This window comes from Mycobacterium sp. WUMAC-067 (assembly GCF_020217485.1).
Classification (GTDB): Bacteria; Actinomycetota; Actinomycetes; order Mycobacteriales; family Mycobacteriaceae; genus Mycobacterium.
In genome coordinates this window covers 231,451-250,677 of record NZ_JAEKMI010000001.1, presented here as the reverse complement: position 1 = coordinate 250,677, position 19,227 = coordinate 231,451, and the positions used below count along the sequence as shown (strand labels likewise).

The following is a 19,227-nucleotide window of genomic DNA, read 5'->3' as shown; positions in this document are numbered from 1 at the left end:
ATGTTCACCGTCGACGACAAGGCGGCGGGCCCGCATGACGCCTCGCTCGATCACGAGCGCATCGTCCTGCAGGCGCGTGACGTCGACTTCGATTGGTCGACGCTCCCGTTCTATTACGTGCCGAACGAGCCCTTCACCACCCACTTCTGCAACGTGCTGCACCTGCTGCTGCCGGCGGGTGAGGAGTTCATCGTCGACGCGTTCAAGGACACCCTGCCGCTGATCAAAGACGATCAATTGCGGCGCGACGTGCAGGGATTCGTCAGCCAGGAGGCCATGCATTCGCAGGCGCACGCCGGGGTGCTCGGGCACTTCGCGGCCAACGACATCGACGTCACACCGTTCACCGACCAGATGCGTTGGCTGTTCGGCCAACTCATCGGTGACCGCCCGCACTGGAGCCGGCGCCGGCGGCAGAGCTGGTTGCTCGAACGGGTCTCGATGGTGGCGGCGCTCGAGCACTACACCGCGATCCTGGGCGAGTGGATCCTGGATACCCCCCAGCACGACGCCCTGGGCACCGATCCGGTGATGCTGGACTTGCTGCGCTGGCACGGCGCGGAGGAGGTCGAGCACAAGGCCGTCGCGTTCGACACCATGAAGCATCTGCGCGCCGGGTACTGGCGGCAGGTGCGCACCCAGCTGCTGGTGACGCCCGCGCTGCTGTGGCTGTTCATCCGCGGCGTGCGATTCATGTATTCGGTCGACCCCTATCTGCCGCCGGGGACCAAACCGCGCTGGCGCGACTATTTCCGCGCGGCCCGAAGGGGCTTGGTGCCGGGGCCATTCCAGTTCCTGCGGGTCATCGGCGCCTATTACACGCCGAGTTTCCATCCGTCCCAGCTGGGCGGGGTGGGACGCGCGGTCGACTATTTGGCCCGCTCGCCCGCCGCCCGAGCGTCGCACTGAATACGGGAGCGTTCGGGATGACTCAGTCCAGCACCGTGATCGCCTCCGACGGGGTTTCCTTGGCGGTCCACGCCTATACCGAGATCGACCCGCGGCGGCCCACCGTTCTGGCGATCCACGGCTACCCGGATAACCACCGCGTGTGGGACGGCGTCGCACACGAACTCGCCGACCGGTTCAACGTGGTGGCCTATGACGTGCGCGGGTCCGGCGAATCGTCGAGGCCGACGGGGCGATCGGGTTACGTTCTGCCGCAGCTGGTTTCCGATGTCGGCGCGGTGATCGACAGTCTCGGGGTGGGCCAGGTTCACCTGTTGGCCCACGACTGGGGTTCGATCCAGGGCTGGGCGGCGGTCACCGACGACTCGGTGATGGCCAAGGTCGCCTCGTTCACGTCGATCTCCGGGCCGCACCTGAACTATGCGGGCAGGTTCCTGCGGTCTCCGCGCACACCGCGCGCCGTTTTCGACGTCGTCAAGCAGGCCCTGGCCTCCTCCTACATCTGGTTCTTCCTGTGCCCGGGTGTGCCGGAGCTGGCGATCCGGTCGCGGGCGACCGTGAAAGTCTTTGCCGCGGTGGAACGTATCGGCCGCGGGCGCAGCAGCGATCGGCAACGCGCGGCCACGACCCGCTCGATCGAGGACTACCTCAACGGGCTGAACCTGTACCGGGCGAACATGCCGGCGCCGTTCTTCGTCCCGGTGCGGCAGTTGCCGCAGACCCGGGTGCCGGTGCAGGTGCTCGTCGCGCGGCGGGACTATTTCGTATCGCCCGCCCTGCAACGGTTTACCGGCTCTATTCCCGACCGCGGCAGGATCGTCCCGATCGAGGGTGGCCATTGGGTGGTCACCTCCCATCCCGACGTCATCGCCGGGTTCACCGGCGAGTGGGTCAACCTGACGTCGGAGAGTGCGGGCCGCCGCGAAATGGGGCAGGCGTGAGAACGGCTGTGACACGGGCTATTTGGGACAGCATTCCGGCCGATCTCTACGGCCGGCGCAAACGCGACCGGATGTACACGGCGTTGTACGGGGTCGGCACGCTGTTCGGGGGCATGGCGTCGGCGTCGCGGTGGACGCCCTCCCGGGTACAGCCCGTGCAGCGGACCACCACCGCGGTAGTCACCAAACGTGAGGAACTGACGCCCGATGTGGTCGCGTTGACGCTGGCCGACCCGGACGGTGGGTTGTTGCCGTCCTGGACACCCGGCGCGCACATCGACGTTCGGCTCCCGTCGGGCCGGCGCCGGCAGTATTCGCTGTGCGGGCCACCCGGGCGGCGCACCGACTATCGCATCGCCGTGCGCCGCATTGCCGACGGCGGCGGTGGCTCGATCGAGATGCACGACACCTTCACCGTGGGGGACCCGCTCGAGTTCGAAGGGCCCCGCAACGCGTTCTATCTCGTCACCGACGAGCATGAGGTGTTGTTCGTGATCGGCGGCATCGGGGTGACGCCCATCCTGCCGATGATCCAGACCGCGCAGCAGCACGGAATCGCTTGGCGCGCCGTCTATGCCGGGCGCAGCCGGGACTACATGCCGCTGCTCGACGAAGTGGTGGCGGTCGCGCCGGACCGGGTCACGGTGTGGGCCGACGACGAGCGCGGCCGGATCCCCACCGCGGCGGACCTGCTCGCCGACGCCGGCCCGACGACCGCCGTCTACGTGTGTGGCCCCACGGCGCTGCTGGAATCGGTGCGCACCGTGCGTGACGAGCACGCCGGCGCGCCGCTGCACTACGAACGTTTCGGGCCGCCGCCGGTGATCGACGGCGTCCCCTTCGAACTGGAACTGGCGCGTTCGCGGCGGGTGCTCACGGTGCCGGCCAACCGTTCGGCGCTGGACGTCATGCTCGACCGCGACTCGACGACGGCCTATTCCTGCCAGCAAGGCTTCTGCGGCACCTGCAAGGTGAAAGTGCTTGCCGGACAGGTCGATCGGCGGGGTAGCGCCGCCGAGGGGGACGACGAGATGCTGGTCTGCGTGTCCCGGGCGAAAAACGGGCGTGTGGTCATCAACGCCTGACCGTTTCGAATCGCCTACATGGGGCCGGGAAGCTCTCCCAGGCTGGAAAGTTCGGCATGCACGGGTCCAATGGCGGCCTGATATTGCTCGTCGGTGAGGGTCTTGGCGTAGTAGCGGCTCATGCGGAGCTGGTATTGCTGGTCCCGAAGTTGGCGGATCCGATCGAGCCTGGCGGCGTTTGCCGCGCCGAATTTGAGCTGCTCGACGCTGATGTGGCCGGCCATGACCTGTTCGATCGGCGAGAGCCGGTAGCCGCAATGGGCGAGCAACTCCAGGTAGGCCTTGCAATGTGCCCGTTCCCCCTCCCGCCACGTGCCGCGTTGGGTTCCCCATTCGAAGGCGGCCAGCACCATCGCGAGCGTCACGACGTTGGGGCGCGCGTCGGCATGGGCCAGCGCCGCCAAGTCCTCGCTCCGGGATCCGTCGACGCCGAGGAGCTTTGCGGCTATTGACATGCTGGCCGGGCAGTGCAATTCGGTCAGGTAGTGGAAGTTGCGTGCGATGAAGATGTCGATCCACGGCGGCGGCGCCGCAAGCAGATTGGCCCGAACCCAGTCGCGGCGCGCCCCGGCGACGCTCCGCGCGAGTCGGTCCAGCTCGCGCATCAGCACCCAGTCGCGGTTGGCGTCGGCGGCGGCCTCGGATTCCAGCTTGGTGGGCCGGCACCCAGTGAACGTGGAGCATCCTTCAACCTCGTCGAGACTCCAGGGTCGCGCTTCGTCGAAGGTCAGGTAGGACGCATAGACACCCAATTCCGGGCACCCCACGCGTTTTGCCAAATCGCTCACCGTCGTTTTTCCGGGCAACAACCTGCAGATGTGATCCCGCTGGCCGAGGTCATCCCGGCTATAGATGAGGCCGATTTCCCGGTGGCGCGATCGGTCGTCGTTGTCCAGAAACACGCACCACCCGGCCGGCCCGGCGATTCCCGGTACATAGTGGGTAGAAATCTCGATCAGCAGGTCATCGATGGTCGCCGAGGCGGGATAGACCCAGAACTCGCGATGGGAGTCGACATCGTCGCCCATGGCGACCGAGTCCCGGTCGACGGTCACCTTCACCGTGTCAGACATATTGAGCCCCACCTACCTCGACCCTGGGCTACCAACGTATCGGAACGCGTTGGTGTTCGGTGTTCGATTGCGCGGCGCTGCGTCATGCTTAGCCAATGCCGAAGAAATCGTTGCGCCCGCCGGCGCAGCCGGAATCTGGGCCGCAGGGTCCGCTGCTGGGGACGTGGCGAGCGGCCGGCCTGAGCATGGCCGTGATCGCGTCTGCGGCGGCGGATGGGTTGGGCGCGCTGCTCGGGGCGGCGATCGTGATTCCGGTGATCTATGCCTTGACGCGACTGCGCGCGTACGCCCCGCACGCGCGCAGTACCGCCGAATTGATCGGCGCCACGCTGGGCCCCAGGGCTGGGTTCGCTGCGGGCGCCATTCAGCTGCTTGCCTACCTCGCCTTGGCGGCCAAGTTCGCCATCACGCTCGGAGCGGTTGTGCTGGTGGACGTTTCATCCGGTGACGACCCCGCCAAGGTTGTTTCGTGGTTGCCGGTTGGCGCACTGGTGGCCGCGATCGTCGTCGGTGCCGTCGTCTGCTGGGCGTCGACCCGGGCCGTCGCCTCGGTGGTGGCGCCGCTCGTGGTCGCGGGTTTGCTCGTGTGCGTCTACCTCGCCGTGGCGGTCGCCGCCCGCGTCGCCGCGGGCAGTGACGCGGTCGTCATCGGTACGGCCGCAACGCCGCACCAGCTGTCCGACCAACTCGTCGGCTTCGGTCTGGGGATGGTGGGCGTCGAGCTCGTCACGGTCCGCGGCGCGCGCATCGGCAGGCCGGGCCGGTCGATGTCGCTGGCGGTCGCGGTGATGGCCGGGGCGGCTGTGGTGTTGTGGGTGGCCGACCATCAGGGTGTCGCGGGGCCGTGGCGGTGGAGCGCCAAATTTCTGTCCGAGGCTGTTCCGGAGTTCTACGCCGATGCCGGTTGGATGTGGATGGCCGTCGCCGGCGTCACGTTGGCGACGGCGGCCGCGTTGGCTTCGGGGTGGGCGGTGGTGCGCGTCGCCGTTGGCCTGGCGGCCACTGGTGAGGCAACGCCGAATACTGGCCTGCGAGTGGCGGTGGCAGTGCTTGTCGCGGCGATGGCGGCCGTCTTGTCCGCGCACGGGGCTCGCGCGGTCGCCGCGGTCGTTTTCGGCGCGGCGGCGCTATTGCTGGTTGTGTTGTATGTCGCCGTCGCAGAGGCCAATTCACGAATTCCCGGTGACAGCGTCGTGGCCTGGTGGGTGCGGCTGATCATGCCCGCGCTGGCAGTGGTGGCCGTGGTCAAACCGGTGGTGGATGCCCACCTCGGTGTGGTGGAGGTGGCGACGGTGATTGTCGCAATGCTCGGGGTGTGCGCCGCGTTGGCCGTGGCGTCGCTGTCGAGGGCGCCAGGGGTGCCCGGCCAAATCTGAGTAGTCTTACGGATCCCACCAAGGGTGCGCCGTCGCAGGCTTATTCGCATGACCGTTCCCAACAGCATGTCAAAAACCACCGCCGCCTTCTTCGTTCAGGCCGCCGTCGCCTTCGCGATCAGCTTTGTGACCGCGCTGGCCGGGATCTACTTTCTTCCCCTTGACGCGTGGCAACGACTGTTCCTCGGCATCACCTTCCTCTTCCTGGTATCGAGCGCGTTCACGCTGGCCAAGGTCATCCGCGACCACCAGGAAGCCGCGACCGTTCGGGTCCGACTCGATGAAGCCCGCATCGAGAGGCTGCTGGCCGACTACGACCCGCTGGGCGCCGCGAGCTGAGTAGTACTACTCAGGCTCAACGCGCAGAACTGCGCAGGCCCTGGGCGGCCTGCTCGGCAACGCTTCTTTCATCGCACGACTTCGACTCCGCCGCAACGCTTCTATCCCTATTCACAGAAGGACACCCATGACAACTCTCGCGAGATTTCCCGACGCCGCCGAGGTGGCCGTGCGCACGCCGGCCGACCGTGATCGCGTCCTGGACGTCATCCGCATCACCTCCCTGATCGGTGTGGTGCTCGGCCATACCGTGATGGCCATCAGCGTCATCGAAAACCATGTCCTGATCTGGGATAACCTGCTCACCACCTCGACGCTGTTCCAGGTAGCGACCTGGCTGCTTCAGATCATGCCGCTGTTCTTCTTCGCCGGCGCCGCGGCCTGCCTGTCCTCCTGGTCCCCGGGCACCAACTGGGGAGACTGGCTGATGAAACGCTGCACCAGGCTGTTCCGGCCCGTGTTCTACTACCTGGCATTCTGGGCGGTCGCACTGACCGTGCTGTATCGGGCGCTGCCCCAACACATCTACGAGCCGATCGCCGGCGTCAGCACACAGCTGCTGTGGTTCCTGGGCGCCTACGTCCTGGTGCTCGCCGCCATGCCGGTGCTGCACCGCATCACCACGGCGCGGCGCCTCGCCGCGGGGGTGGCCGCCGTCTACGGGGCGATCGCGGTGATCGACCTGATCCGGCTGCACTGGCCGGCGGCGATGCCCCTGGGCTACCTCAACCTCGCCGTCTGGCTCATCCCCGCCATGTTCGGGGTCGCCTACCGCCGCCGGCTACTCAGCGGTCGCGCCGCGCTGGCCGTGGCCGGCGCCTTCTTCGCCGTCGACGTCGCACTGGTGCGCTGGGGGCCGTACCAGATCAGCATGGTCGGCACCGGGGATCACCACCTCTCCAACACCAGCCCGCCGTCGCTGCTGTTGGCCGGGCACGCAATCATCTTGAGCGCCTTGGCCATCGCGGCCGCACCGGCGATCGCGCGCTGGGCGCAGCGGCCACGGGTGTGGTGGTGGACCGCAATCGGCAACTCCGGGGCGATGACCCTCTACCTGTGGCACATGCCGGTGCTGCTGGGCGTGCACCTGCTCTTCGATTACCTTGACTGCCCGCGGTTTCCGGGCCAGCCGGACTTCCCCGCCATCAGCGTCGCGCAGGTGCTCATCGTGGTCCTCGCCGTGGCCGTGCTGTTCGTCGCGTTGCGGCCGCTCGAAAACAACCCGCTGGCCGGCTGGGACGGCGCCGGGACCGTCACCTCGCGCGGGCGGGGCGCGGTCGTCGGCGCGCTGCTGTGCGTGGCCGGTGTCGCGATCCTGGCCGCGATCAGGTGGGGCCTCAAGGACGACGGGCTGGTGTGCATGGCCGTGGTCGTGGCCGCACTCGTCGCCGCGCGGGCGATGGCCCACGAGACCGGCGGGGGCACCCCGCTAACAGCGGGTCACGGTTCGGAGTCCAGGCCATGCTTGATCGCATAGCGCGCCAATTCCACCCGGTTCGCGACCTGAAGCTTGCGAAATGTCGCCTGCACGTGGTTTTCGACCGTGCGGTGGCTCAACGACAGCTTCGCGGCGATCTGCTTGGCGGACAGCCCTTTTGCGACGTAGCGCAACACCTCCGTCTCGCGTTCGGTCAGGCTGGGACGAGCGGGGCCGTCGTCCTTGCTCTGCGCGATACGCCGGTATTCACCCAACACCAGTCCGGCCAGGCCCGGGGTGAACACGGCCCGGCCCGCGGCCGTCGCCGTCACAGCCTGTGCCAGTTCGGGTTTCGAGGCGCTCTTGACCAGATATCCCGTCGCACCAGCTTTGACGGCCTCCAAGACGTCGTCACGTTCGTCGGAGGCCGACAGCACCAGCACCCGCGTCGACGGCGACACCGCGAGCACCGCGGCGGTGGCCTGTGCGCCATTCCCGTCGGGCAGTTGCATATCCATCACCACCACGTCGGGTTTGACCACGCCCGCCCGCCGCCCCGCGGCGGCCACCCCATCGGCCGTGGCCACCACGGTGAATCCGCCCTCGGCCAGGTCGCGCGCGACCGCGTCACGCCAGATGGGATGGTCGTCGACCACCATCACCGTCGCCGGCGTCACATCCTCAGCCATGCCGTCCCTCCCCGCGCGGCACGCACAACTCCCACTCGGTCCCCTCGCCAGGGGCGCTGCGCAGTTGCGCGGTGCCGCCCAGCGACGTCAACCGCCCCACGATCGACTGGGAGACGCCCAGGCGTCCCTGACGCGCCGCTTCCTCGAGTCGACCGTCGGCGATGCCCACGCCGTCGTCGCGCACACTGACTACGACGGAATCGCCGAGGTCCTCCACGAGTACGTACGCGCGCGCCTCCGGGCCCGCATGGGCCCCGGCGTTGTCCAGCGCATTGCCCACCGCGGCGTCGAGCTCGGTCCCTACCCGGCGCCCCAGCGACACCGGAGTCGCCGGCAGGCTGATCGACACCCGGTCGGACGCCCGGCAACGCAGCAGCGTGCGCAGATCGATCGTCGCGCCGTCGGCCTCCGGATCCAGGTCGGCGCACGCCACCCACCGGCGCAGCGCACGCTCTTGCTCGCTCGCCAGGTCGGCGAGTTCCGCTGTCGCGCCGCCGATTTCATGGCCCTTTTTGGCGACCAGCGCCAGCACCTGGATGGCGCCGTCGTGCACCTCGCGGGACAGCCGCTCGCGTTCTTGCACCGCGGCGCTCAACCGGGCCGCCCGTTGCAGTTCGGCGTGCGCACGTCGAGCGGTCTGCGCGGCCATACCGATCGCCATGCCGATGGCCAGCTCGATGATGACGGTGGCGTTGTGCCCCAGGTTAAGGGCGAGGTAGTCCTTGACCGCGAAATTGGTGGCCATCACCGCCAGACCTGTGAGCATCCCCCCGCCGGGGCCGAACTGGATCGCGGCGGAAATCGTGGGATTGCTCGCCCACAACGTCGTCGGCCAGGTCTGGTTCTCGGCCGCCCAGTGCGGCGTCGCGACGACGGTGTTCGACCACATGAGCAAGACCGCGATCACGATCTCGGCGAGCACCCAGGACGGTCTTCGGCCGAACCCCCGCAGGTAGCCGACGGCACACGCCGCGCTCCAGCCGATCAGGAGCGCGAACAGGATCCACCCCAGCGCGGGTCGGCGCAGATCGGGATTGATCCCGATTTGAAAGCCGGCGGCATAAACGCAACTCAGCAGCCGGAAAACCTGCGCTGCGCGCCACAGCGGCGTCGTGGGATCGGGATCCTGGTTCGGCATCGTGATCAGCATAAATGGCCTCGCGCCGACGAACCGACGGCGCGATCGTGGAGACCTAGACGGCGCCGCGAGAGGGAGGGCGGCACCCGGGTGCACTGGATCGCTCCGCTGCGCGATCCCTGACAACGAATTGCCTTGCCCTGCAGCTCCTTACTGACGCTTGTCGGCGGGACGGACGCGGCGGTGCGCGGTCAGGAGCAGGTGGTCGAATTCCGATTGGGTGTTGAGCGGCAGGCCGGCGCCGCGGAAGTCCTGAGCGATCTGCTCGGCGAGCGTCCGCAACTTGACGTTCGCCTCCTGCGACAGCCATCTGAGCAACTCGAAGGCCGCGCTGTCGCTGAGGCCGTAGACCAGCATCAGCATTCCCTTGGCGCGTTCGATGCCGGCCCGATTCTCGTTGATCTCAGCGAGTTTCGCGCTGACGGCCTCCTCGTTCACGTGCCCGTTCGGCGCGGAGATGTCGATGTAGAACCCGTGCGTTCCGATCACGCCGCCGTCGTCGTCGTAGAGCCGATCGCCGACCACGACGACCTGGCGTACGTTGCCGGCGGTGTCGATGATCCGGTGGCGGGTGCTGAACGCCTGGCGGGTGTTCACGAGCTGATCGATGGTCGCCGCGACCTGTCCGCGGTCATCGGGATGCTTGTGTGAGAGCACCAGCTCGGTGGTGGGAACGACGCTGCCCGGCTCGTAGCCGTGCATCCGCTGCACCTGTTCCGACCATTCCCACCGCTGATCGGTGAAGTAGAACCGAAACCAGCCCGCGGGTTGGGCGTCGCCGCCGGACAAGGCCTGCTCGACGCTGGCCGTTTCGCCGTTGAGTTCCCATGTCGCTTCCACGGTGGCTCCTAGCTCGGTGCACGCAGCCGAGGGCGGGCGGCGGCCGCGGGGCCGGCACGCGAGCGCGTGCCGTGGGTGCCGCCGCCCGGCCCGCTATCCGGTCAGGCGTTGATGACTTCGCGATGGCCGGCGCCGTCGGCGACGGCCCGGGGAGCGTCGCCGCGACCGACGGCGATCTTGCGCGGCTTGGCCTTCTCGGCCACCGGGATGTGCAGACTCAGCACGCCTTCGGCGTAGGACGCCTGGATCTTGTCGGTGTCGAGGTTTTCGCCGAGCACCAGCTGGCGGCTGAACACGCCGCGTGGCCGCTCGGTGGCCAGCATCTCGCGGTTGGGGTCGAGGGCCGGTCGTTCTGCCCGCACGGTTACCACATTGCGCTCGATGTCGATGTCCAGTGAGTCGGCATCGATGCCGGGCAGGTCGAACTCGACGACGAACTTCTCGCCTTCGCGCCAGGCGTCCATCGGCATCACCGCCGGCCGGGCGGCCGTACCGAGCACCTGGTGGGCAAAGCGGTCGAGCTCACGGAAGGGATCTGAACGCATCAGCATGGTAGTCACCTCTCACTCCGATCTACGCGGTGGTCCGGTAATTTCCTATGTCTAATGACATAGATTCGGTATAGCACCATCGACATATTGACGCAAGTATGCTAAACAGATTTTCAAGTGAATCAGCTGAGGGGATGTGCGATGGTCGAGCACCGCGGCGAGGCCGGGGCTCCGGCGTCCGACCACGGGGTGTACGGCATCTCGGTGGCCGCCGAACTGTCCGGGATTCCGGTGCAATCGTTGCGGCTCTACGAACGCTATGGATTGCTGACGCCCGCGAGAAGTCAAGGGGGAACCCGCCGTTACAGCGCCGACGACCTGACGCGGCTGCGGCGCATCAGCGGGCTGGTCGAGGCCGGGGTCAACCTGGCCGGCATCGCGCGCATCCTCGATCTCGAAGACGACAACGAGACGCTGTCGGCCGCCAACACCGACCTGCGCTCCACCAATCGCACATTGCGCGAAGCCGCGAAGGCGCCGAAGGCCGCCGCCGGCCCCGGCGAACGCGGCGCGACCAGGCCCTGAACCGGTCGCAGATTGCGCCCACCTCCGTCGGGTACTCACCCCGCTGTGCCTTGAAGCGCGGCGAACGAGTCTTGAAGGAGACGCAATGGGAGATCTGACCGAAACCGGCGCTCAGGTGGTGGACGGCGCGCGGCACGAAGCCGACGCCTACCGCGGCGACAACCCCCGGCCGTTGGGCGGCTACCTGGTGGTCCTGGTCGTCTACGCCGTCGTGGTGTCCGTGGCGACGGCGGCCGCGGTCGCGAGCGGGCGCACCTTGCCGACGCGCTGGCGGATCCAGGATCTGATCATCCTCACCCTGGGCACCCACAAGCTCTCGCGAACCTTGACCAAAGACGCGGTGACCAGCCCCCTACGCGCCCCGTTCACGCATTACGCGGGCACGGGCGGCCCCGCCGAGGTCCAGGAGGAGGTTCGGGAGCACAGTCAGCTCCGGCACAGCCTGGGCGAGCTGTTGACCTGCCCGTTCTGCCTGGACATGTGGGTCGCCACCGGATTTGCCATCGGCCTGGTGTTCGTACCCCGGTTCACCCGGCTGATCGCGGGCGTCTTCAGCGCACTGGCCGGGGCGGATTTTCTTCAACTCGCCTACGCGATGGCCCAGCAGTCCGCCGAAGGCTGAGATCAGCTCGTCTTGGGCATCGGGATGCCCTCGCTGGCCGTGAATTGTGCGTCGTCCTCGGAGGACAACCCGATGGACACGACGGAGCGGTTGAACAGCATGTCGGTCAGGTAGGCCAGCGACACCGCCCACCGGTTGACGCCGCGGGGGATCGCGTACAGGTGGTAGGACCTCGTCACGACCTTGGCCGGCAGCCCGGACAGATGGATGTTGAGCGGGTTGGCCACCGCTTTTCGGGGCCCCAGATCGACCACCAGGCCCAGGTTGCGGTGCTTGTAATCCTTGGGGCTGCCGTAACCGAGGCTGGCGGCGACGTTGCGGGCCAGCACCTTGCCCTGCCGGGTGGCGTGTTGGGCGGTCGGCGGCGTGACCTTGCCGGGCTGGGTGAGGTCGGGAACCGCCGCCGCGTCACCGGCCGCGAACACCTCGGGGTGACCGGGCACCTGTAGATCGGGCTGCACCGTGAGCCGGCCCTTCTCGGTCGGCAAACCCAGGTCTTGGATCAACGGGGCACCCGTCACCCCCGTCACCCAGGCGATCGTGTGCGTGTCGATGCGCGAATCATCGCTCAGTACAACGTGATCGGCGTGCGCCTGCTTGAGCGTGACACCGAGCCGGACGTCGATGCCGCGCCGCCGTAACACCTTCATCGCCGCCTCGCCGAGCTTCTTGCCCACCTCGGGCATCACCTGCTCGGCCAGGTCCAAAAGCAGGAACCGCACTTCGGCCGGGTTGAAGCCCATCTGTTTGGCCGCCGCGTCGGCCAAGGCCCGCAGCTGCACCACCAACTCGGTGCCCGAGTAGGAGGCGCCGACCACCACGACGGTGCGCCGGGCGGCGGCCACCCGGGGATCGTCTTCGATGTTGGCCAGCTCCAGCTGCTCGACGAAGTGGTCCCGCAGGTAGAGGGCCTCGGCGGTGGTCTTCAACCCGCGCGCATGTCGCGCGAGGCCCGGGACGTCGAACAACCGCGTCACCGATCCCGGCGTGAGCACCAGCCGGTCCCAGGACATGGAATGGCTGCGTTCCTCGGGATCGCAGTACGTCAGCGTCTGTTGCGCGAAGTCGACCCCGTCGACGCGCCCGCGCACCGCATGCACGCCCCGCAGCGAATTGGCCAGTGGGATAGCGACAAAGCGGGCATCGACGACACCGCCGGCCACGTCCGGCAGCAACGGGGTGTAAAGCATGTAGTCGACCGGAGAAATGATCGTGATGTCGACGGGTGCGTGCCGCCGGCGCAGAATTCGCGCCAGATGGCGGGCGCAGGTGAATCCGGTGAAGCCGCTTCCCACAATCGCAATGGAGGTCACCGACCCGAGTGTAGGCGGACTTCCGCGGCAAGGAGTCCTCGCGCCGTCGGAAGCCAGCAGACGATCGCGAAAACACTTGATCAGCAAGGTGTTTCGAGGAAGCGGGCACTCAGAAGCGGTCCGGGCCTCTTCCCTTTCGGAGGCCCCGGCCACCGCCGTCGTCCCACCGGTTTCGTTATCGTGCCTTGCGCTTCGTTGGATGGCTCATAGACTTCTCGTTGAGCGGTGGCATTCGCGCGTTGGCCGATGCCGGCGCGACGCCATCAGGAAGGGCTCTGCGGGCCATGACGGTTCCGGGGGTGATGTGATGCGAGACGGCAGCGCCACGATCGTCAATCAACTGGTGGAGCTGGTGGCCAACCTGGAGCGTGAACAACGCGGCATCGCGGCCGGTCTGCACGAACTCCTCGACAACGGGGTCCACCACGTGGCCGGCTCACAGTACGCGGGGATCACCCTGGCCGAGAAGAACGCATCGGTCAGCAACGTGGCCGCGACGCACCGCTACCCGATGGTCCCGGACGCCATCCAGGACAGCTCCGGCGAAGGGCCGTGCCTGACCGCCGCCTGGGAGCACCACATGATGCACATCGCCGACCTGAGCTCCGAACGGCGCTGGCTGCGCTACCGCCGGCTGGCGCTCGAACAGACCCCGATCCGCTCCATCCTGTCGTTCGAGTTGTTCATCGACGGTGGCAGCATGGCGGCGCTGAACTTCTACGCCGACCGCCCGCACGCTTTCACCGAGGAGTCGGTGGAGATCGGCACGGTTTTCGCCACGCACATCGCCGTGGGATGGTCGATGATGCGCCGCCAAGACCAATTCCGTAGCGCCCTGGCGTCGCGCGACATCATCGGGCAGGCGAAGGGGGTCATCATGGAGCGCTTCGGCATCGACTCCGTCGCAGCGTTCCAGTTGCTGACCCGGGTTTCGCAACAATCCAACATCAAGCTGATCGAAATCGCTCGGGCGCTCATCGAGAGCGAACATCCGCTCCAGTGCCGCCGGCACTGACCACGACCCATGCGGGCGACCGACGCCGCCGTTTCGACCGGTGGCAGGCGGGTATGCGCCCTTGCCATGAAGGCTGTCACGTGGCACGGCAAGCGCGATGTACGGGTGGATTCGGTGCCCGACCCCAAGATCGAGCAGCCCACCGATGCCATCATCGAAGTCACCTCCACCAACATTTGCGGATCCGACCTGCACCTCTACGAGGTTCTCGGGGCCTTCATGAAGCCGGGGGACATCCTCGGCCACGAACCGATGGGCATCGTGCGGGAGGTCGGCGCCGAAACGGGCGACCTTCGGGTGGGGGACCGGGTCGTCATTCCCTTCCAAATCTCTTGCGGCAGTTGCTACATGTGCGGCCAACAGCTCTATACCCAGTGCGAGACCACCCAGGTGCGCGACCAGGGCATGGGGGCGGCGCTGTTCGGCTACTCGGAGCTCTACGGCGAAGTCCCCGGCGGGCAAGCCGAGCTGCTGCGCGTTCCCCAGGCCCAGTTCACCCACATCAAAGTCCCTGTGGGGCCGCCTGATTCGCGATTCGTCTATCTGTCCGACGTGCTACCCACCGCCTGGCAGGCGGTCGCGTACGCCGACATCCCGGAGGGTGGCACGGTCACCGTGCTCGGTCTGGGCCCCATCGGGGACATGGCCGCCCGCATCGCCGACCACCTCGGTTACCGCGTCATCGCCGTCGACCTGGTTTCCGAACGGCTGGGCCGCGCCGCGCAACGCGGCATCCACACCATCGATGTGGGCCGGCTCGACTCGTCGCTCGGTGACGCGATCCGCGACCTGACCGACGGACGTGGATCCGACTCCGTCATCGAAGCGGTGGGCATGGAGGCGCACGGTTCGCCGGCGGCCAAACTGGCGCAGCAGGCCACCGGGCTGTTGCCGGACGCGCTGGCCAAGCGGCTCATGCAAACCGCCGGCGTGGACCGGCTGTCCGCCCTGTACTCGGCCATCGACATCGTGCGGCGCGGGGGAACGATCTCGCTGATCGGCGTCTACGGCGGAATGGCGGACCCGCTGCCGATGCTCACCCTCTTCGACAAGCAGGTGACCCTGCGGATGGGCCAGGCCAACGTGAAACGCTGGGTCGACGACATCATGCCGCTGCTGACCGACGACGACCCGCTCGGCGTCGACACCTTCGCCACCCACGTGCTTCCGCTCGATGAGGCCCCGCACGCGTACGAGATATTCCAAAAGAAACAGGACGGAGCGGTGAAGGTCATGCTCAATCCGTGATTGACTCTGCCACAACGCTTTCCGCGTAGTGGCGCCGCCCCGGCGGGCGGCCGGGGAGTTTGACCGCCACGCCGGCGGGGTATTGATGCGCCATGACTCACGCAGAGGCCGCAGCCCCCACGCCCACCGGAGAGGTGTGGCCGGGTAGGGCCTATCCGCTGGGCGCGTCATACGACGGCGCGGGCACCAATTTCGCGGTGTTCAGCGAGGTGGCCGAGCGGGTGGAGCTGTGCCTGTTCGACGCCGAGGGCACCGAGAGCCGCATCACCTTGCCCGAGGTCGACGGCTTCATCTGGCACGCCTACATCCCCAACATCGAACCGGGCCAGCGCTACGGCTACCGCGTGCACGGTCCGTACGACCCGCAAGCCGGACACCGATGCAACCCGAACAAGCTGCTGGTGGACCCGTATTCCAAAGCCATTGACGGCTCGTTCGAGTGGAATCAATCGCTCTTCAGCTATAACTTCGGCGACCCCGACAGCCGCAACGACGACGACTCGGCGGACAGCATGCCCAAGTCGGTCGTGATCAACCCCTTCTTCGACTGGGGCAACGACCGCCCACCGGATCGCCACTACGCCGACACCGTCATCTACGAGGCCCACGTGAAGGGCCTGACCCAGACCCACCCGGACATCCCCGAACAGCTGCGCGGCACCTACGCCGCGGTGGCGCACCCGGTGATCATCGACCACCTCAAGGGTCTCGGCATCACGGCCATCGAACTGATGCCGGTGCACCACTTCGCCAACGACTCCACCCTGGTCGACAAGGGTCTGTCCAACTACTGGGGCTACAACACGATCGGATTCTTCGCGCCCGACTTCAAGTACTCCGGCGCCACCACGCCGGGCGGGCAGGTCCAGGAGTTCAAGGCCATGGTGCGGTCGCTGCACGAGGCCGGCATCGAGGTCATCCTCGACGTGGTCTACAACCACACGGCCGAGGGCAACCACCTCGGCCCCACGTTGTCGATGCGCGGCATCGACAACGCCGCCTACTACCGGCTGGTCGACGACGACAAGCAGTACTACATGGACTACACCGGCACGGGCAACAGCCTCAACGTCGGGCATCCGCACGCGCTGCAGCTGATCATGGATTCCCTGCGCTACTGGGTGACCGAGATGCATGTCGACGGTTTCCGCTTCGACCTGGCCTCGACGCTGGCCCGCGAGTTCTACGACGTCGACCGGCTGTCGACGTTTTTCGAACTCGTGCAACAGGATCCGACCGTCAGCCAGGTCAAGCTGATCGCCGAACCGTGGGACGTCGGGCCGGGCGGCTATCAGGTGGGCAACTTCCCGCCGCAGTGGACGGAATGGAACGGCAAGTACCGCGACACGGTCCGCGACTTCTGGCGCGGCGAGCCCGCCACCCTCGACGAGTTCGCCTACCGGCTGTCCGGATCGGCCGACCTCTATGAGCACACCGCGCGCCGGCCGGTGGCGTCGATCAACTTCGTCATCGCCCACGACGGGTTCACGCTGCGCGACCTGGTGTCCTACAACGAGAAGCACAACGAGGCCAACGGCGAGGACAACAACGACGGCGAAAGCCACAACCGGTCGTGGAACTGCGGGGCGGAGGGGCCCACCGACGACGAGCAAGTCAACGCCCTGCGCGCCCGCCAGCAGCGCAACTTCCTGACCACTTTGCTGTTGTCCCAGGGCGTGCCGATGATCTGTCACGGCGACGAACTCGGACGCACCCAAAACGGCAACAACAACGGCTATTGCCAGGACAACGAGCTCACCTGGATCGATTGGGGCGCCGCCGATGCGGGCCTGCTGGAGTTCACCCGGACGGTGTCGGCGCTGCGCGCCGAGCACCCGGTGTTCCGCAGGCGCCGGTTCTTTTCCGGCAAGCCGGTGCGCCGGCGCGGCCAGGACAGCGTGCCTGATATCTCCTGGTTCACCCCCGAGGGTGCGGAGATGACCGACGAGGACTGGGGCGCGAGTTTCGCCAAGTCGGTCGCGGTGTTCCTCAACGGCCACGGCATCGCCGGCCGCGACGAGCGGGGCCAACGGGTACTGGACGACTCGTTCCTGCTGTGTTTCAACGCCCACTACGAGCCGATCGAATTCACCCTTCCGCCAAAGGAATTCGGTTCCTCCTGGCAGGTCGTGGTGTACACCGGGCCCGAAGAGACCACGCCCGCCGACGAGGTGCCCGGCGCGGGCAAGCTCAACGTGGAGGCCCACACCGCGGTGGTGCTGCGGGGACTTCCCTCGGCCTAGCGGATCCGGCGAATTACTCTCGCCGACAAGGCCGCATCGGCTATTTTTCTTCCGCACGATGTCGATGCCGCGTGTCGACCGCCGGGAACGAGAGGGACAGCCGATGGACAGGCCCGGTCCCGGCGCGCGTCTGGAATCGGCGATGAACACCTCCGGGCGGGCGGCCGCGCTGTTGGTGCTCGTGGTCGCCGCGCTGACGTGGGTGGGCTGGACGGCCGGCATCGAGCGGTTGACGCGGATCTATCCGACCTGGCCGCAGATGATGCCGTGGACCGCGCTGTGGCTGGCCGCGCTGAGCGCGGCGATCCTGGTGCAATGGGGGAGTCCGTCGCGCGAACGGATTTGGGCCGGACGGGGTTTGGCCGCCGCCGCGGCCGCCTTCGCGGTCGTCGTCCTCGCGGAGTACGCGAGCCTCGGCTCGTTCACCGTGGACAGGATCTGGTTCGGCGAGGCCGTCGGCATGCACGAGTGGTCCTGGCCGGGGCGCCCGAGCGTTCAGACGGCGTTGTCGGCGCTGCCCTTGGCGACCGTCATCGCGCTGATCCGGGTGGATCGGTCGACCCGCGTGGTCTGGCCCCTGTGCCTGGCGGGCAGTGCGGCCATCCCGTTCGTCACGGCGGGGGCCTACCTGTTCGACGCCTTGGCGCTGGTGGGCGTTTCGCCGTCGAAGGGCCAGGCGTTCCTGACGGCCGTGGCCCTGTTGCTGCTCGTCGCGGCCACCGCGCTGGCGCGCGCCGACCGGTTTCCGCTCGCGTGGCTGCTCGCCCGACCGGACCGTTCCTCGTTGGTTCGGTTGCTCGGGATCCTGGCCGGCTTTCCGCTCGTCGTGGCCGTGGCGAGGCCGATCTTCGTGGAGCTCGGCCCGGACGACAACGCGCAGTGGACCTTCTCGATCCTGTTGGGAACCGCGGTCGTCGGGGCGGTGACCTTCTACTTCAGCCAGCGCGAGCAGCACCTGCTGATCGCCAAGGAGGTGGCCAGCAAGCAACGCGCCGAGGCCGAGATGCGCTATCGCCTTCTCGCGGACAACGCCGTCGACATCATCGTGCACTTCCGCGGCGGCGAGGTCGCGTGGGTCTCCCCGTCGGTGGAACCCGCGCTGGGTGGCCCGCTGTCCCGGTGGACCGGCCCGGATTTCGCCGGCCGCATCCACCCCGAGGATCGCGACAACCTCCAAACCGCCCTCCGCCGTATCGCGGGCGGCGAACAGGTGCTCCAACGCTTCCGGGTGTGTGCCCTCGACGGCGAATACCACTGGGTCGACGGTCACGGGAAGCCCTACACCGATGCCCGGGGCGACACCGACGGGCTGATCGCGGCGTTGCGGGTGGTCGACGATCAGGTCGAGGCCGAACAGCGACTGGAACGGTTGGCGCGGTTCGACACCCTCACCGGTTTGGTGAACCGGGCCGAGGCCCTGGCCCGGCTGGAGGCCGCGCTGCGGCAACCGCAGCCCGCGGGCACCCATGTCGGTGTCCTGTTTTGCGACGTCGACCGCTTCAAGGCGATCAACGACCGGTGGGGACACGGGACGGGCGACGTCGTACTCGCGACCGTGGCGGCGCGGATCCGGGCGAGCGTTCGCCGCGGGGACACGGTCGGGCGCACCGGCGGCGACGAAATGCTGATCCTGTTGCCCGGCGTCCGCAGCGCCGACGAACTCGCCCAGATCGCCGAGAAGATCCGCCGTCGCGTCGCCGAACCCATCGCCGTCTCCGGCGACACGATCGGCGCGACCCTGAGCATCGGTGCCACGCTTGCCCGTCCCGCCGAGTCCGTCGACGCGGTCACCGCGCGCGCCGACGAGGCCATGTACCGGGCCAAGTCGGGCGACCGGAACACCGTCGAGGCGACGTAAGTAGCGAGTGATCGCCACCGGACGAGTCGCATCCGGTAGGTTTCT

Annotated in this window: 18 protein-coding genes; 12 read left to right on the top strand and 6 right to left on the bottom strand. The window is 67.7% G+C overall.

Translation table 11 applies throughout. The features are described from left to right. Genes JF781_RS01280 through JF781_RS01270 form a run of 3 tightly spaced genes read left to right on the top strand, consistent with a single transcriptional unit; the run spans position 1 to position 2,935 of the window. Complete coding sequence (locus tag JF781_RS01280) at positions 1 to 909, top strand: metal-dependent hydrolase (protein ID WP_225326570.1); 909 nt, start codon at positions 1 to 3, stop codon at positions 907 to 909. A 17-nt stretch (positions 910 to 926) separates the two neighbouring features. Next, positions 927 to 1,850 (top strand): alpha/beta fold hydrolase, encoded by a 924-nt coding sequence (locus JF781_RS01275; RefSeq protein ID WP_225326346.1) that lies wholly within the window; start codon positions 927 to 929, stop codon positions 1,848 to 1,850. After that, entirely contained in the window at positions 1,847 to 2,935 is a 1,089-nt protein-coding gene (locus JF781_RS01270) for a PDR/VanB family oxidoreductase (RefSeq protein WP_374109652.1), read from the top strand. Before JF781_RS01275 ends, JF781_RS01270 begins: the two co-directional genes overlap by 4 nt. A 14-nt stretch (positions 2,936 to 2,949) precedes the next feature. Here JF781_RS01270 and JF781_RS01265 read toward each other — a convergent pair whose 3' ends face one another. Next, the gene (locus tag JF781_RS01265; RefSeq protein WP_225326348.1) at positions 2,950 to 4,008 is read right to left on the bottom strand and encodes a hypothetical protein; all 1,059 of its coding nucleotides are present in this window, start codon (positions 4,006 to 4,008) and stop codon (positions 2,950 to 2,952) included. Between the two features lie 95 nt (positions 4,009 to 4,103). On the opposite strand from JF781_RS01265, the gene JF781_RS01260 reads away from it, so the two are divergent. From JF781_RS01260 to JF781_RS01250, 3 genes are all read left to right on the top strand, one after another. Next, the gene (locus tag JF781_RS01260; protein ID WP_225326349.1) at positions 4,104 to 5,384 is read left to right on the top strand and encodes a hypothetical protein; all 1,281 of its coding nucleotides are present in this window, start codon (positions 4,104 to 4,106) and stop codon (positions 5,382 to 5,384) included. A 48-nt stretch (positions 5,385 to 5,432) separates the two neighbouring features. Beyond that, on the top strand, positions 5,433 to 5,723 hold the full coding sequence (locus JF781_RS01255) for a YiaA/YiaB family inner membrane protein (RefSeq protein ID WP_225326350.1): 291 nt from the start codon (positions 5,433 to 5,435) through the stop codon (positions 5,721 to 5,723). 127 nt (positions 5,724 to 5,850) lie between these two features. Further along, entirely contained in the window at positions 5,851 to 7,200 is a 1,350-nt protein-coding gene (locus tag JF781_RS01250) for an acyltransferase (protein WP_225326351.1), read from the top strand. On the opposite strand, the gene JF781_RS01245 is transcribed toward JF781_RS01250, so the two are convergent. The 4 genes from JF781_RS01245 to JF781_RS01230 form a co-directional block, all read right to left on the bottom strand. Then, entirely contained in the window at positions 7,164 to 7,829 is a 666-nt protein-coding gene (locus tag JF781_RS01245) for a response regulator transcription factor (RefSeq protein ID WP_225326352.1), read from the bottom strand. The genes JF781_RS01250 and JF781_RS01245 overlap by 37 nt on opposite strands. Further along, positions 7,822 to 8,979 carry a MacS family sensor histidine kinase gene (gene macS / locus JF781_RS01240; protein ID WP_225326353.1) on the bottom strand — a complete coding sequence of 386 codons (1,158 nt, stop codon included), beginning with the start codon at positions 8,977 to 8,979 and terminating at the stop codon, positions 7,822 to 7,824. The genes JF781_RS01245 and macS overlap by 8 nt, the downstream gene beginning before the upstream one ends. A 138-nt stretch (positions 8,980 to 9,117) precedes the next feature. Beyond that, on the bottom strand, positions 9,118 to 9,807 hold the full coding sequence (locus tag JF781_RS01235) for a PAS and ANTAR domain-containing protein (protein WP_225326354.1): 690 nt from the start codon (positions 9,805 to 9,807) through the stop codon (positions 9,118 to 9,120). 101 nt (positions 9,808 to 9,908) lie between these two features. Further along, complete coding sequence (locus tag JF781_RS01230; RefSeq protein WP_225326355.1) at positions 9,909 to 10,358, bottom strand: Hsp20/alpha crystallin family protein; 450 nt, start codon at positions 10,356 to 10,358, stop codon at positions 9,909 to 9,911. 141 nt (positions 10,359 to 10,499) lie between these two features. On the opposite strand from JF781_RS01230, the gene JF781_RS01225 reads away from it, so the two are divergent. Further along, positions 10,500 to 10,883: a helix-turn-helix transcriptional regulator gene (locus JF781_RS01225; RefSeq protein WP_225326356.1), complete on the top strand. Its 384-nt coding sequence runs from the start codon at positions 10,500 to 10,502 to the stop codon at positions 10,881 to 10,883. Positions 10,884 to 10,968: 85 nt separating this feature from the next. Further along, complete coding sequence (locus JF781_RS01220; RefSeq protein WP_225326357.1) at positions 10,969 to 11,505, top strand: DUF1360 domain-containing protein; 537 nt, start codon at positions 10,969 to 10,971, stop codon at positions 11,503 to 11,505. A 2-nt stretch (positions 11,506 to 11,507) separates the two neighbouring features. On the opposite strand, the gene JF781_RS01215 is transcribed toward JF781_RS01220, so the two are convergent. Continuing rightward, positions 11,508 to 12,818, bottom strand: a complete 1,311-nt coding sequence (locus tag JF781_RS01215; RefSeq protein WP_225326358.1) for an NAD(P)/FAD-dependent oxidoreductase — start codon at positions 12,816 to 12,818, stop codon at positions 11,508 to 11,510. 307 nt (positions 12,819 to 13,125) lie between these two features. On the opposite strand from JF781_RS01215, the gene JF781_RS01210 reads away from it, so the two are divergent. From JF781_RS01210 to JF781_RS01195, 4 genes are all read left to right on the top strand, one after another. Continuing rightward, positions 13,126 to 13,833, top strand: coding sequence for a GAF and ANTAR domain-containing protein (locus JF781_RS01210; RefSeq protein ID WP_225326359.1), 708 nt, complete (start codon positions 13,126 to 13,128; stop codon positions 13,831 to 13,833). Between the two features lie 66 nt (positions 13,834 to 13,899). Beyond that, positions 13,900 to 15,081, top strand: coding sequence for a zinc-dependent alcohol dehydrogenase (locus JF781_RS01205; RefSeq protein ID WP_225326360.1), 1,182 nt, complete (start codon positions 13,900 to 13,902; stop codon positions 15,079 to 15,081). Positions 15,082 to 15,173: 92 nt separating this feature from the next. Next, positions 15,174 to 17,324 (top strand): glycogen debranching protein GlgX, encoded by a 2,151-nt coding sequence (gene glgX, locus JF781_RS01200; RefSeq protein ID WP_225326361.1) that lies wholly within the window; start codon positions 15,174 to 15,176, stop codon positions 17,322 to 17,324. 64 nt (positions 17,325 to 17,388) lie between these two features. Next, complete coding sequence (locus tag JF781_RS01195) at positions 17,389 to 19,182, top strand: sensor domain-containing diguanylate cyclase (protein WP_308011527.1); 1,794 nt, start codon at positions 17,389 to 17,391, stop codon at positions 19,180 to 19,182. The last annotated feature ends 45 nt before the right edge of the window (positions 19,183 to 19,227 follow it).